Consider the following 14,391-nt stretch of genomic DNA (forward strand, 5'->3'; position numbering starts at 1 on the left):
TATGGCCACACGTGCGACGACGTCCCGCCGCGTAAAGGGCGAAACCCGTCATGACGGGTTCCTTACCCATGCGGGATTCCGCTGGCTCAAGATCGCGACGGCTTTGTGCCTTGTCGTCATCGCCAGCTATCTGATGATCGACATCACGCCGCGGCATAATGGCGGAAGCTGGTATGGCTATACGCTCGGCACCATCGGCGTCCTCCTTATCCTCTGGCTGACCGCGCTCGGCATGCGCAAGCGGGCGATGACTACCGGGCGCTGGTCGCTCAAGGCATGGACCTCGGCGCATGTCTATCTAGGTCTCAGCCTGATCGTCATCGGCACGATGCACACCGGCTTTCAGCTTGGCTGGAACGTCCACACGCTTGCCTGGGCGCTGATGATGCTGGTGATCGTCTCGGGCATGTTCGGTGTCGCCATGTATGCGGGTATCCCCGCCGCGCTCAGCGACAATCGCGATGAAATGACGCAGGGCCAGATGCTCGACGCGCTCCGCGCCATCGACCGGCAACTGCACGACGCCGCGCAACCCCTGCCGCACGAACAAGCCGAAGCGGTGCAATGGTCGCTGGATCAAGACCCCTTCAGCGGCGGACTCTGGCGTCGGCTTACCGGCAATTACCCCAATTGCGCCACTGCCCGCGCGCAGGCGGCGCTGCGCCAATGGACGGGCGCGCGCCCCGATACCGGCGACGATCCACTCGAACGGGTCGATGCGCTGCTGGAACGCAAGCAGGCAATGCTCGCGCGCCTGCGCAAGCATCTGCGGCTGCGTGCGCTTCTCGAAATCTGGCTGTACGTCCATGTGCCCGCCACCTTCGCCCTCCTGGCAGCTTTGACGGCCCACATCGTCAGCGTCTTTTTCTACTGGTGATTGCATGACATTTCTCATCCGCCAGATCAGCTACACTGCCACCGGACGCGAAATCGTCCGCGATGCCGTGCTGCCCAAGCCGCAGATATCCATCGGCCGCGCCGCCGGCAGCGACATTCACCTTCAGGATCTGGCGGTTACGCCCGACCATGCCCGCATCGAACAGGTCGACGCGCGTCGGGTTATCGTCCGCGCCACCGGGACCTTGGGCTTCGACGTTGACGGTCGCACGGTCACGCGCGTCGACATCGACGCCGTCAAAGGCGCGGAACTGCGCTTCGGCGCGCACCGCATCACCGTATCGCATGGCGAGGACGATCAGATCATCCTCGCCGTTCAGCGCGTCGATGCCTTGTCCGATGCGTCGGAGGAAAAAGACGAAGCGCGGGTGTTTTCGCTCATCGGCTTATTGCCCGGTCGGCGGGCGATGGCATGGGCCTTTGCGCTGTCGATACTCATCGGTTTTCTGGCGATCCCGATCATCAGCTACGCTACGCGCCCCGCACCCGACACGCGCAATATCTACGCGGTGAAGGACGAGCGGCAGGCGCAAATGCAGAAGGCGAGCCTTACGCAAGGCGACACCGTCACCGGTGACGCCGCATGGTCACCCGGTCCGCTCAGCAAAGCGCACCACGCCCTCGAAGGCAAATGCGAAAGCTGCCACGTCAAGGCCTTCGTCGCGGTGCAGGACACCGCTTGCCAGACCTGCCACAATCCCAAGGACGTGCACGAACACGCCCCCGCTGCGCGCATCGCCATGGCGCGCGAAACACCGGGGCTGGGCGGTCGCTTCCTCGCCAGCGTTGCATCGGCTTTCGGCAAGCCGCCCGCCGGCTCCTGCGTCGATTGCCACAGCGAACATGAAGGCGCGGCGCCGATGCAGCAGACTGCACAGCAATTCTGCACCGACTGCCACGGGACCATGGACCAGCGGCTGAAGGACACGAAGCTCGGCAATGCCGGTGACTTCAGCACCAGCCATCCGCAGTTCGAACCCGCGGTCATGGTCGCCCCTGCGGGCATCGGCATGAAATATCCGCGCTTCGACCGCATCTCGCTGGATAAGAAACCGACCGACAATAGCGGCCTTAAATTCCCGCACGATATGCACTTGAGCAAGAGCGGCGGCGTCGCGCGCATGGCGCGGACGTTGAAAGCGCAAGAGGGCTATGGCGATGCGCTTGCCTGCGCCGACTGCCATCGCCCGACGGCGGACGGCGTCCGCTTCCTGCCGGTCGACATGGAAACCGATTGTCAGTCCTGCCACAGCCTTGGCTTTGAAAGCGTGGGCGGCACGGTCCGCACCTTGCGCCACGGCCAGCCCGAACAGGTCATCGCCGACCTGCGCGCTTATTACCGCTCGACCGGCCCTGCGCGTCCGATCGCACTGGGTGGCATGGCCCGCCGCCTTCCGGGCGATTATGCCGCGACGAAAGTGAACGCCGCCTATGTTCAGGCCGCCTCGGCCCGCCCCGGCAATGCGGAAGCGGCGATCCGCGCCGTCTTCTCAAAGGGTGGTGCCTGCTACGACTGTCACGTCATCACGCCTCCCGGTGCGGGCGGCAACGCCAGTTGGCACGTCACACCTGTGAATCAGCCGATGCGCTACATGATGAACGGCTGGTTCGACCACGCCGCGCACAAGACCGAAACCTGCGAAAGCTGCCACGCGGCACCCAAATCGAAGCAAGCGAGCGACCTGCTGCTCCCCGGCATCGCCAACTGCCGCCAATGCCATGGCGGAGAGAAGGCAAAAGTCGATGTCCCGTCAGGCTGTGCTTTATGTCACAGTTATCACATCGGGGATGGTGCACCTTGGGTGCCGGCCAACAGCATTCAGGACAAAACGGTTGCAAAGGTCATCGCGCTTTCCGGTGCCACGGCATCGAAAGCATCAACGGGTGGGTTATCGAGCAATACGAAACGAAACCGGTAAAACCAGAGAGGGGCGCTCGTCCGATGCTGATCGCACAGATCACGGACATTCATCTGGGCTTTGAGCCGGACAATCCGGCCGAGTTCAACCGCAAGCGGCTGGACCAGGTGCTCAATCACTTGATGGACGGTCCCAATCGCCCGGACATGCTGCTGGCCACCGGCGATCTTGTGGATCGGGGTGACATCGACAGCTATCGCCGCCTGGCCAATGCACTCAGCATCTGCCCATTTCCCGTCTACCCCTGCATGGGCAATCATGACGACCGCGCCAATTTCGCTACCTTGTTCCCGCACATTCCCGTCGTCGATGGCTTCGTGCAATATGTCGTCCCGCTGGAGGGGTTACGGCTGATCGTCATCGACACGCTGGAACCGGATCGCCACGGCGGCGCGTTCTGTGAAGCGCGGGCCGCGTGGCTCGGCGCACGACTGGCCGAAGATCGCGATACGCCCACGATCATCGTGATGCACCATCCTCCGGTCGAGGTGGGCATCGAATGGATGAACACCGACCCTGAGGAACCGTGGGTCGCGCGCTTTGCCGCCACCATTGCCGGACATGACCAAATACAGGCGTTGATCTGCGGCCATCTCCACCGCGCCATCGTTGCCCCGTGGAAAGGCACCACCATTGCCATCTGCCCGTCCACTGCGCCGCAAGTGTCGCTGGATTTAAGGCCGATCGACCCGGAAAAGCCGGACAACCGCCCGATGATCATCGCCGATCCGCCAGCCTTCGCGCTGCATCGCTGGACTCCCTACGGACTCGCCAGTCATTTCGATACGGCGGACGAACATGTCATGCTCGCCAAGTTCGACGATAAGATGCAGCCATTGGTCCGCGCGCTGGTGAGCGAACGCCCTGCCTGAATTGCGCATATCTTGATCGATGTTAGTGCGACGGTGTAACGATCTGCTAAAGGGCTCATCAGCGTAAAACGCAAAAGGCATCATGCAACGATACAATGAGCGGCTTATTGAGCGATTACCGATCGCCAACCTGCATCCATTGCTGGCCTATGCGGCAACGCTCGGTTTGTGCGCTTTGGCGTGGGCCGTGCGCATGTTTGCGGACCCTGCCCTGGGCAATGGGTACCCCTATGTCAGTTTCTTTCCAGCCGTCGTCATTGCCGCGTTTCTGTTCGGTCGTGGCCCTGCGATTGTTGCTTGCCTGATATGCTGGCTTCTGGCCTGGTATTTTTTCATCACTCCCCGCAATTCTTTTGCTTTTAACTCGGGGGCTTTGGTCGCACTGCTCTTCTATCTGGTCGTAGTGGTGGTGGACATTGTCCTCATTCTCTGGATGCAATCGTCCAATCGCAAGCTGGCTATCGAACGTGAACGAAGCGCATCGATGGCCGAAAACCGCGAAATGCTGTTTCGCGAACTGCAGCATCGGATATCGAACAATCTTCAGGTTGCCGCTGCGCTTATGGCGCTGCAACGCCGTGACATCAGTGACCCCGATGCTCGTAAGGCACTGGACGAGGCATCGCGGCGTCTGGCGTTGATCGGCAAGATCAGCCGCTCTCTGTACGATCCCAACGGCCAGTTGCTGTCCATCCGGTCGTTTGTTGAAACGCTTGCCGAAGATATCCTCGACGCAAACGGTCGTACCGACGTGCGTGTCGAGATGGTGATCGACGAAAATGCCACTATCGATCCCGATGCCGCGATTCCCTTCGCGCTCATCCTGACGGAAACGATTGCCAATGCGCTGGAACACGGCTTTGCCGATGGTTCGGGCGGCAGTATCCGCATCGGCATTCGTGGCGGCCACGGGCTGGATATGGAGATCGTGGACGACGGATGCGGTCTGCCGGAAAATTTCAAGCTGGAGAATAGCGGCAGCCTCGGCCTGCGTATCGCCGTCACATTGGCGCAGCAACTTGGGGGCACCTTCCGCATCGCACCGGGTGAAAATGGCGGGACGCGCGCCCTGCTGGCTATTCCGGCATCGGCATAGGCACACGGACATTCGGCTGTCTTGTCGCATCCTCGCAATCTGCCGCTTGGCGGCGCGGCGCTCCTCCGCTATGACCCGACGCCTATGCACAAACATTCGATAAAGTTCGCGCTGGCGATTGCCGCTGTTGCCACGCTCGGCGCCTGTTCCACGTCCAAGAACAAGGCCGATACGCTCTACGTCGCGCGCGACGTGTCGACGCTGTATAATGCGGGCAAGTACCGGCTGGATCGCGGCCAGTTCAAGATCGCGGCGGCGCTGTTCGACGAAGTCGAGCGGCAGCATCCTTATTCCCCCTGGGCGCGCCGCGCGCAGCTCATGGCGGCGTTCAGCTATTACATGAACACCGATTACAACGAAGCGATTCAGGGTGCGCAACGCTTCCTGTCGATCCATCCGGGTAACAAGGATGCGCCCTACGCTTATTATCTGATTGCGCTGTGCTACTACGAACAGATCGCCGACGTGACCCGCGATCAGAAAATCACCAAGCAGGCGCTCGATTCGCTTGGCGAACTCATCCGCCGCTATCCCGGCACGCGCTACGCCGCCGATGCGCGGTTGAAGGTCGATCTGGTCAACGACCATCTGGCCGGCAAGGAAATGGAAATCGGCCGCTTCCATCAGCGCCGTGGCCAGTGGCTCGCCGCGACTCTGCGCTTCCGTCAGGTGGTCGACGAATATCAGACGACGACGCACACCCCCGAAGCGCTCGAACGCCTCGTCGAAAGCTATCTCTCGCTCGGCCTTCCCGAAGAAGCGAAGAAGGCAGCCGCCGTCCTTGGCGCGAACTATCCGGGGTCCAAATGGTATGAGCGCTCGTACAAGCTCATGCAGGAGCATCCGCCCAAGGCGTGATGCGCATCCTGTTCCCCTTTCGTATCTAAGGGGCTAAAGCCGTACCGTGCTGACCAACCTGTCCATCCGCAATGTCGTACTGATCGAAGCGCTCGATCTGGCTTTCGGGCCGGGTCTGGGCGTGCTGACGGGTGAGACCGGGGCAGGCAAATCGATCCTGCTCGACTCGCTGGGGCTTGCGCTGGGTGCGCGCGCCGACAGCGGACTGGTGCGGCAGGGCGAAGCACAGGCCAGTGTCACCGCCACCTTCGACGAACCCGATGCCGATCACCCGATCCGCGCCGCACTGGCGCAAAACGACCTTGATATCGAACCGGGCGAACCGATCATCATTCGTCGCACGCTGAAGGCCGATGGCGGCAGCCGCGCTTTCATCAACGACCAGCCGTGCTCGGCAGCGCTGCTGCGCGAAGTCGGCGCATCGCTGGTGGAAATCCACGGCCAGCATGATGATCGCGGCCTGCTCAATCCGCGCGGCCACAGGGCGCTGCTCGATGCCTTCGGTCGCTGCGACACCGGGGCAGTGTCCACGGCGCACGGCGCATGGCGGGCAGCCGAAGCCGCTTTGGCACAAGCCCGCGCCGACGTGGAAAGCGCCGCGCGCGATCGCGACTATCTCGAACATGCCGTTGCTGAACTCACCACCTTCGCGCCTGAACCCGGCGAGGAAGCCACGCTCGCCGAAGACCGCGCTACGATGCAAAAGGGCGCACGCCTGACCGAAGATCTGGTCGCTGTGGCGGAATTTCTCGACGGGTCCGAAGGCGGCCTCGCCCGCTTGCGCCAGGCAGCGCGCCGCCTCGACCGAATCGCCGTCGAACACCCGATGCTGGCCGAAGCCCTTGCCGCGCTCGACCGCGCCGTCATCGAAGCCAGCGAAGCGGAAGATCACCTCACCGCTGCCAACGAAGCCCTCAGCTTCGATCCCGCCCGACTCGACAGCATCGAAACCCGCCTGTTCGAAATGCGCGCACTGGCCCGCAAGCATCAGGTGCAACCCGACGATCTCGCCGCGTTTCAAGCGGAGATGGAAAGCAAGCTGCAACGCATCGACGCGGGCGAGGAAGGCCTCGCCTCTCTGGAAGCGGACCTGAAAACGAAAGCACAGGCTTACGCCCAAGTCGCCCAAACGCTCACCGCGCAGCGCGTGGCAGCGGCAAAGCGACTGGACACCGCCGTAGCGTCCGAACTCGCGCCGCTAAAACTGGACGCCGCCCGCTTCCGCACTGCCGTCGCGCCGCTCGACGAAGCGCAATGGGGGCCGCAAGGCGCGGATCGCGTCGAGTTTGAAATCTCCACCAACCCCGGCGCGCCTTTCGCCCCGCTGGTGAAGATCGCATCGGGCGGCGAACTCTCCCGCTTCATCCTCGCGCTCAAGGTTGCGCTGGCGCAGGAAGGCGGAGCCGACACGATGATCTTCGACGAAATCGACCGGGGCGTCGGCGGCGCCGTCGCCAGCGCCATCGGCGACCGCCTCGCGCGGCTGGCGCAGGGCAGCCAGCTCCTCGTCGTCACCCACTCCCCGCAAGTCGCCGCGCGCGGTGCCGCCCACATGCTCATCGCCAAGTCGAGCGAAGGCACCGTAACCCGCACCGGCGTCCGCCCCCTCGACCCCACCGAACGCCGCGAAGAAATCGCGCGCATGTTGTCCGGCGCGGAAATCACGGTAGAAGCCCGCGCGCAGGCTGGGCGGTTGCTGGAGGGGGTATGATCACCGAAGCCGAAGCCGCAAACCGCCTCATGCGGCTCGCGAAAATCATCGCCCATCACAACGCCCGCTATCATGCCGAGGACGCGCCGGAGATCAGCGACGCGGACTATGACGCGCTGGTGCGGGAGAATAACGCTCTGGAGGCGCAGTTCCCGCATCTGGTCCGCGCCGACAGTCCGAATGTGCAGGTCGGGGCGTCCGTAGAAGCTTCGCCGCTGACCAAGGTGAAACACGCGCGCAAAATGATGAGCCTTGAGAACGGGTTCAGCGATGCTGATGTAATTGAATTTGTAGAACGGGTTCGTCGTTTTCTTAATTTGTCAAAAGATGTTCCCGTTACCCTGACTGCGGAACCAAAAATCGACGGCTTGTCTTGTTCGTTGCGCTTTGAAAAAGGCATATTAGTCCGAGCATTGACCCGTGGCGATGGTACGATGGGTGAAGATGTTACCCAAAATGCCCGTACCATCGCCGATATTGTTACCGACCTCAGAGTTGGCAGTAATGCTTTTTCAGTTGCACCTGACGTATTTGAAGTACGCGGTGAGGTATACATGGAGAAGCACGCATTTGCTGAAATCAATGCTGGTCTTGTTCGCGAGGCAGAACAACTGGCGTTAGCGCGGAGCGAGGTTTTCCAATTGGAAACAGTTCGCCAATTCGCCAATCCGCGAAATGCGGCGGCTGGGTCTTTAAGGCAAAAAGATCCCACTGTGACCGCTAAGCGACCGCTTTGCTTTCTTGCGCATGGTTGGGGTGAAACTTCGTCATTTCCGTTCGAGACACAGTCAGATGCTATGGCTGCTATTGAATCACTTGGGTTTCGGGTGAGCGATCTGTTGCGGCGAGTAGAAACTCTGGAGCAGGCTCTTGCCCATTATCGCGCCATCGAAGCCCTGCGCGCCGACCTCCCCTACGACATCGACGGCGTCGTCTACAAAGTCGATCGCCTCGACTGGCAGGAGCGCTTAGGTTTCGTCGCCAAGGCACCGCGCTGGGCCATCGCCCACAAATTCCCCGCCGAACGCGCACAGACGGACCTTGTCGCCATCGACATTCAGGTCGGCCGCACAGGCAAGCTGACGCCGGTCGGGCGGCTCACTCCTGTAACGGTCGGCGGCGTGGTCGTCTCCAACGTCACGCTCCACAATCGCGACGAGATCGCCCGGCTCGGCGTGCGCCCCGGCGACCGCGTGGTCGTCCAGCGCGCAGGCGACGTCATCCCGCAAGTCGTCGAAAACCTGACCCGCGACGCCGAACGCGCGCCCTACGTCTTCCCCGATCACTGCCCCGCCTGCGGATCCGAAGCCGTCGCGGCGGAGGGCGAAGTAGACGTACGCTGCACCGGCGGCCTCATCTGCCCCGCGCAACGGATCGAGCGGCTACGGCATTTCGTCTCCCGCGTGGCGCTCGACATCGATGGTCTCGGCGAGAAGACGATCCGCGAATTTTTCGAACTCGGCTGGCTGGAAAGCCCCGCCGATATCTTCCGCCTGAAAAGCCACCGCGCGGACCTCCTCACCCGCGAAGGGTGGAAGGAAAAGTCGGTCGACAATCTCTTCGCCGCTATCGAGGACCGCCGCGAACCCGATGCCGCCCGCCTGCTCTTCGCGCTCGGCATCCGTCATATCGGCGCGGTGACGGCACGCGATCTCATGAAAGCGTTCGGCACCTTATCCGCTTTGCGCGCTGCATCGGACAAAGCGCGGGCAGGGGACGCCGATGCCTTGGCCGACCTCACCGGTATCGACGGCGTCGGCCCTGCGGTAATCGAGGCGCTGGGCGACTTCTTCCACGAAGCGCACAATCGCGACGTCTGGGACGACCTTCTCAGCGAAGTTTCCCCCCCACCCTATATCGTGGATGTCCGCGAAAGCAGCGTATCGGGCCAGACGATCGTCTTCACCGGCAAGCTCGAAACCATGAGCCGCGACGAAGCCAAGGCGCAGGCCGAAGCCCTGGGCGCCAAGGCCGCCGGATCGGTCAGTGCAAAGACCGACCTGATCGTCGCCGGCCCCGGCGCCGGATCGAAGCTGAAAAAAGCCGCCGAACTGGGCATCCGCGTGATCGACGAAGCGGAATGGGCGGAGATCGTGCGAGGCGCCTAGCCAAACCTCAGAACCATCGCATCACGCTCCAGCTCAACGGCGTCCACATCCCCACGCGCACGCCAACCCCGCGCAGTTTACCGCCCGTCCATTCATTGCATGTGCGGGTTCCGCTATAGCGCCCTCGCCCCGGATAGAAGACGTCGTCCGCGCCATATCCGGCAATCGCCTCGCCCGGCGCAAAGTCGGCGTCGATGGCTGCAACCAATGCCCGATATTGCTCAGGCGTGAGCACGACCGACCGCAAATCCGGCCCGCGCCATAACTGGCGCAGATGATCGACATGCATCAGCGTCCGGTCGCTGCCCAATATGGCGCGGATGACCGTCGTCGGGTCGACCCGATCCCATGTGGGCGTATTGAGATAAAAGTCCCGCTGCCCCCAACCGAACAGCAGCCATTGCCCCGCACGGCGCGGATCTGCCAGATCGCTCGCAGGCACCCGACTGCGCCAGTCATGCAGAGCATTGACCGTGGGCAGCACCAAGCCCGTATGCACGCCATTGGTATAGACATGGATGGTCACGCCCTGTGGCGGCGGGTGTGCCGCTGGGTTGGCCGGGATCGCCGATCCACCGACGACCATCAGCATGAGGATGAGCGGCAATAGGAGCATGCCTCCGATCCACCGCCTTGCCTTGCTGACTGTCCACTGCATGACGGCAGCCTAGGCGCAGCTCCGCTTCCCTACAATCCTGCCAAGACTGTGGCCATCCTGCATCGTCACACAACGACTTCGATTCGTCATCGAAACGTAATTGCTGCGCCGCCGAACAGTCATGTCCGGGGCGCAGAGGCCCGCAAGTTTACTGACGTTTCTCGTGGGGAGTTACCTAATGCGCCGCCAAAATCTTCTCTTGCTGGCTTCCGTTGCCAGCATTGCCCTGTTGCCATCCCTTGCCGAGGCGCAGGATGTCGTTCCTGCTGCTGAAACCGCTGCCGCTGCCGACGCAAATGCCGGCGACGAAATCGTCGTCTACGGCTTTGGCGAAACGCGCCAGGTGCAGACGGTCGCCGCAGACGATATCAAGCTACTCACCCCCGGCACCTCGCCGCTCAAGGCAATCAGCAAGCTGCCCGGCGTCAACTTCCAGTCGGGCGACGCCTTCGGTGCCTATGAATGGTCGACGCGCATTTCGCTGCGCGGCTTCAACCAGAACCAGTTAGGCTTTACGCTGGACGGCGTGCCCTTGGGCGACATGAGCTACGGCAACTATAACGGCCTGCACATCAGCCGCGCGATCATCTCCGAAAACCTCGGCACCGTCACCGTCAGCCAGGGCGCAGGCAATCTTGCCACGGCATCGACCAGCAATCTGGGCGGCACGCTGGTGTTCGCGTCGCGCGATCCTGCGCAGAAATTCGATATCGCGGCGTCGGGCACTTACGGCAGCGACGACACCTATCGCGGCTTCGTCCGCATCGACAGCGGCGATCTGGGCGGCGTGCGCGGGTACCTCAGCTATGGCTATCTGAACGCAGGCAAATGGCGCGGCGATGGCGAACAGCGTCAGCATCAGGTCAATGCAAAGGTCGTGGCCGATGTCGGCGACGGCAAGATCACCGGCTTCCTCAACTACTCGGATCGCCGCGAAAACGATTATCAGGACATGTCCGCCGAAATGATCGGTCGCCTCGGCAATCGCTGGGACAATTTCGCGCCCGATTGGCGGACCGCCTATACCGTGGCAGCCGTCTCCGCCAATCAGGTCGTGCGGGGCGGTTCAGTTACTGCCACGCTGCCTTATCCGACCTTCGGCCTTACTTTGCCGACGTCGGTTAAGACGATTGACGATGCTTATTATGACGCAGCGGGCATTCGTCGCGATTGGTTGGGCGGCGTCACCTTCGAAACGCCGATCACCAATAACGTCCACGCAAAGCTGCAGGGTTATTATCACAGCAACAAGGGGCAGGGTCTGTGGTGGATTCCGTCAGTTTATCTCCCTGGTAATCCCGCCACCGGCGCACAGCTGGTAAGCCCGACCGGAGCGCCGATCTCGGTCCGTACTACCGAGTATGATATGGACCGTATGGGTGCGGTCGGTAACATCGTTTGGGAAATGGGCGGTAACCGTCTTGAAGTCGGCGGCTGGTATGAAGGCAATGATTTCCGCAACGCACGCCGCTTCTACTCGCTCGCAAACACACTTGCAGGCTCCTCGCGTGACAGCCTGAAGTTCCAAACAAACTCCTTCTTCACGCAGTGGGACGTCGATTTCAGCACCGAAACGGCCCAATATTATGTGATGGACACGCTGGAACTCGGCCAGTTGACTCTATCCGGCGGCTGGAAAGGTACGCGCGTCATCAACCGCGCAAGCCCGATCGTCGCAGGCAACCTAGCATCGGGCCGCATTCAGACCAAGGATTGGTTCCTGCCTCAGGCAGGCGCGCTTTATAAAGTGAGCGATGATGTAGAAGTCTTCGCCAATTACACCGAGAACATGCGCGCTTACGCCTCCGCTGCAACCACAGGGCCATTTGCAACGACCCAAGTGGGCTTCAACGCCCTCGTCGCGGCAGACGATCTGAAACCTGAAACATCGCAGACTTACGAAGTCGGTGGTCGCGTGCGGGCTGGTGCCTTCCAAGGGTCCATTGCAGGCTACTACGTCAATTTTAATGACCGCATCCTAGGTTTGCCTACAGGGCCAGGGATCGCAGGAAACCCTGTCATTCTGCAGAATGTTGGGAAGGTTCGCTCCATCGGTGGCGAAATCTCCGGCACCTACTCGATGGGTAATGGGTTCAGCACCACTGCGTCGTATTCCTATAATGACTCGACCTATCGCAACAATGTGGTCACCCCGACCACAACCGTGCTTATCAAGGGCAAGACCACGGTCGACAGCCCCAAGCATATCGCTTCAGGCGAACTCGCTTATGATGGCGACATATTCTTCGGCCGGATCGGCGCGAATTACATGTCGAAGCGCTACTACACCTACACCAACGACAAGTCGGTCGGTGGTCGGGTTCTGGTGGATGCCAGCATCGGCGTGAAGGTGCCCCAAGGCATGGGCTTCCTGACCGGCTTTGCCATCGAAGCATCGGCCACCAATCTGTTCGACAAGGATTATGTCAGCACCATCGGTTCGAACGGTTTCGGCAACAGCGGCGACAACCAGACACTGCTGATCGGCGCGCCGCAGCAGTTCTTCGTCACGCTCCGTCGGGGCTTCTGATTGGAATAATGGGGGAGGGGCTTTCGCTCCTCCCTCACCAGCTTCCGTAACCGGGCGCCTCACCATTGCGGTCGCTCGCCCAGCGACGCGGGCGACGCCAGCCGACGGCGGGGCGTTTGCGCAGCCGCAGCGTGGGCCATTGCCCGGTATCGATCCGGTCGGCCAGCCGCATCCCCTGCGCGCGATAGGCCGCGATCACACTATCGGCCTGACTGTCCAGCAGCCCCGCGAGGATCAGCGTACCGCCATCCTCCAGCGTGGCCGTGAGCGAAGGCGCCAGTTCGATCAGCGGCCCGGCCAGAATATTGGCGATCAGCAGATCATAGGGCGCACGGCCCAATATGCCGGGATGATCCACCCCCGCCGCCGCGAACACAGTCAACTGTCCGGCACTGCGGCCCAATGCCACCCCATTGGCCACGGCATTCTCGGCGGTGACTTCCACCGACACCGGATCTATGTCCGACGCCGTCGCATAAGCCATCGGCCACAGATGCATCGCGGCGAATGCCAGCAAGCCTGTGCCTGTCCCGACATCGGCGATATTGCCAAACCGATGCCCCAGCCGCCGCGAGCGATCCAGCATTACCAGACAACCGGACGTCGTTTCATGCTGCCCCGTGCCGAACGCACGCCCAGCACCGATCAGGAAATCCTTGTACCCCGGCGGCACGACATCGTCGGCCATGTTCCGCACATAAAAGCGCCCGGCGATCACCGGCTCCAGTCCTTGCTGGCTGATCGTCACCCAATCCTCCGCAGGCAGCTTTTCGAGTGTCGGCTTTTTCCCCCGCGCGCTCGGCACCAGCGTCTGCACCAGCTTGACGAGCGCCGTATTGGGTTTGCCTTCAAAATAGGCATCAAGCTGCCAGACATCGTCATCGTCCGGGGCCGCTTCGCTGGTCATCAGCACCGGCGGACTGTCGAGCTGCGCAAACGCCACGATATCGCCGTCCAGCGATTCGGCCTCCGCGCGGGTGCAAGGAAGAGTCAGTTTCCAGCTTTCCTTATCGGACATAGCTTGCTCCATTCGCGTCGAGGACAGCACCAGTCATGGAGGGCGGTGCATCCGTGACCAGAAATTTCACGATGGCCGCGATCTCGTCGGGCGTGGCGACCTTGCCAAGCGGAATGTCGGCGAGCAGCTTGTCACCGCCCCGGCTCGCCAGATAATCCTCCGCCATGCCCGTCATGGTAAAGCCCGGGCAGACGGCAAAAGCGTAAATCCCTTCCGCCGCATAGGCCCGCGCGATTGTCTTGGTCATCGCGACCATCCCGCCTTTCGATGCGGCATAATGCCAGTGCATCGGGCTGTCGCCGCGATGCGCGGCGCGGCTTGCGACGTTGACGATCCGCCCGCCCGATTTCCGTGCTTGCCAATGCAGCACAGCCTTGCGGCACAAAATCGCCGACGCTTCCAGATTGACGGTCATAGTGCGTTGCCACGCCGCCAGCCAGTCGGCGTCGTCGCTATCCAGCGGCGTCGCTTCGAATATGCCTGCATTGTTGATCAGGATATCGATCCGCCCGCCCAGCGCATCCAGTGCCTTGTCCCACAAAGCCTCGGCGCCACCGGCCGCGCCAAGATCGGCGTCTTTGCTGCTGGCGGCAAACACACGGGTATCGCCCGATGCAAGAAGCGACGCGCAGGCCGCGCCGATGCCCCGGCTCGCGCCGGTCAGAAGAATATTGATGGCCATGCCTGCCGGTAGCCCAGCCGCTTGGCCAAGGAAAGGCGGGAG

General features: G+C 62.0%; 11 protein-coding genes. 8 read left to right on the forward strand and 3 right to left on the reverse strand.

Annotated features, from left to right (window positions below; all coding sequences use genetic code 11):
- Window position 1 precedes the first annotated feature (1 nt).
- The 7 genes from LQ220_RS02615 (at window position 2) to ligA (ending at window position 9,461) form a co-directional block, all read left to right on the forward strand.
- Window positions 2–877, forward strand: coding sequence for a hypothetical protein (locus LQ220_RS02615; RefSeq protein WP_230186710.1), 876 nt, complete (start codon window positions 2–4; stop codon window positions 875–877).
- Window positions 878–881: 4 nt separating this feature from the next.
- The gene (locus LQ220_RS02620; protein ID WP_230186711.1) at window positions 882–2,816 is read left to right on the forward strand and encodes a cytochrome c3 family protein; all 1,935 of its coding nucleotides are present in this window, start codon (window positions 882–884) and stop codon (window positions 2,814–2,816) included.
- A 23-nt stretch (window positions 2,817–2,839) separates the two neighbouring features.
- A complete protein-coding gene (locus LQ220_RS02625) occupies window positions 2,840–3,688 on the forward strand; it encodes a phosphodiesterase (protein WP_230186712.1) in 849 nt (282 codons plus the stop codon).
- Window positions 3,689–3,770: 82 nt separating this feature from the next.
- On the forward strand, window positions 3,771–4,784 hold the full coding sequence (locus tag LQ220_RS02630; RefSeq protein ID WP_230186713.1) for a DUF4118 domain-containing protein: 1,014 nt from the start codon (window positions 3,771–3,773) through the stop codon (window positions 4,782–4,784).
- A gap of 84 nt (window positions 4,785–4,868) precedes the next feature.
- Window positions 4,869–5,642: an outer membrane protein assembly factor BamD gene (locus tag LQ220_RS02635; protein WP_230187242.1), complete on the forward strand. Its 774-nt coding sequence runs from the start codon at window positions 4,869–4,871 to the stop codon at window positions 5,640–5,642.
- A 46-nt stretch (window positions 5,643–5,688) separates the two neighbouring features.
- The gene (recN, locus tag LQ220_RS02640; protein ID WP_230186714.1) at window positions 5,689–7,353 is read left to right on the forward strand and encodes a DNA repair protein RecN; all 1,665 of its coding nucleotides are present in this window, start codon (window positions 5,689–5,691) and stop codon (window positions 7,351–7,353) included.
- Window positions 7,350–9,461, forward strand: a complete 2,112-nt coding sequence (ligA, locus tag LQ220_RS02645) for an NAD-dependent DNA ligase LigA (protein ID WP_230186715.1) — start codon at window positions 7,350–7,352, stop codon at window positions 9,459–9,461. The genes recN and ligA overlap by 4 nt, the downstream gene beginning before the upstream one ends.
- A 7-nt stretch (window positions 9,462–9,468) precedes the next feature.
- Here ligA and LQ220_RS02650 read toward each other — a convergent pair whose 3' ends face one another.
- Window positions 9,469–10,077, reverse strand: a complete 609-nt coding sequence (locus tag LQ220_RS02650) for a TIGR02117 family protein (RefSeq protein ID WP_230186716.1) — start codon at window positions 10,075–10,077, stop codon at window positions 9,469–9,471.
- 220 nt (window positions 10,078–10,297) lie between these two features.
- Here LQ220_RS02650 and LQ220_RS02655 point away from each other — a divergent pair, with 220 nt between their 5' ends.
- Window positions 10,298–12,649, forward strand: coding sequence for a TonB-dependent receptor (locus LQ220_RS02655; protein WP_230186717.1), 2,352 nt, complete (start codon window positions 10,298–10,300; stop codon window positions 12,647–12,649).
- A gap of 34 nt (window positions 12,650–12,683) precedes the next feature.
- Here LQ220_RS02655 and LQ220_RS02660 read toward each other — a convergent pair whose 3' ends face one another.
- Entirely contained in the window at window positions 12,684–13,667 is a 984-nt protein-coding gene (locus tag LQ220_RS02660; RefSeq protein ID WP_230186718.1) for a 50S ribosomal protein L11 methyltransferase, read from the reverse strand.
- A complete protein-coding gene (locus LQ220_RS02665) occupies window positions 13,657–14,349 on the reverse strand; it encodes an SDR family oxidoreductase (RefSeq protein WP_230186719.1) in 693 nt (230 codons plus the stop codon). The genes LQ220_RS02660 and LQ220_RS02665 overlap by 11 nt, the downstream gene beginning before the upstream one ends.
- Window positions 14,350–14,391: the final 42 nt, after the last annotated feature.

Origin of the sequence: Sphingobium sp. CECT 9361 (assembly GCF_918741285.1) — a bacterium.
In the GTDB taxonomy this organism is placed as follows: Bacteria; Pseudomonadota; Alphaproteobacteria; order Sphingomonadales; family Sphingomonadaceae; genus Sphingobium.

Excerpts from the sequence above, each read along its gene's own strand:
- LQ220_RS02635 (WP_230187242.1), top strand. The coding sequence starts at position 4,869 with ATGCACAAACATTCGATAAAGTTCGCGCTGGCGATTGCCGCTGTTGCC.
- LQ220_RS02625 (WP_230186712.1), top strand. The coding sequence starts at position 2,840 with ATGCTGATCGCACAGATCACGGACATTCATCTGGGCTTTGAGCCGGAC.
- LQ220_RS02660 (WP_230186718.1), bottom strand. The coding sequence starts at position 13,667 with ATGTCCGATAAGGAAAGCTGGAAACTGACTCTTCCTTGCACCCGCGCG.
- LQ220_RS02665 (WP_230186719.1), bottom strand. The coding sequence starts at position 14,349 with ATGGCCATCAATATTCTTCTGACCGGCGCGAGCCGGGGCATCGGCGCG.
- LQ220_RS02655 (WP_230186717.1), top strand. The coding sequence starts at position 10,298 with ATGCGCCGCCAAAATCTTCTCTTGCTGGCTTCCGTTGCCAGCATTGCC.
- LQ220_RS02650 (WP_230186716.1), bottom strand. The coding sequence starts at position 10,077 with ATGCTCCTATTGCCGCTCATCCTCATGCTGATGGTCGTCGGTGGATCG.
- ligA (WP_230186715.1), top strand. The coding sequence starts at position 7,350 with ATGATCACCGAAGCCGAAGCCGCAAACCGCCTCATGCGGCTCGCGAAA.
- LQ220_RS02615 (WP_230186710.1), top strand. The coding sequence starts at position 2 with ATGGCCACACGTGCGACGACGTCCCGCCGCGTAAAGGGCGAAACCCGT.
- LQ220_RS02630 (WP_230186713.1), top strand. The coding sequence starts at position 3,771 with ATGCAACGATACAATGAGCGGCTTATTGAGCGATTACCGATCGCCAAC.
- LQ220_RS02620 (WP_230186711.1), top strand. The coding sequence starts at position 882 with ATGACATTTCTCATCCGCCAGATCAGCTACACTGCCACCGGACGCGAA.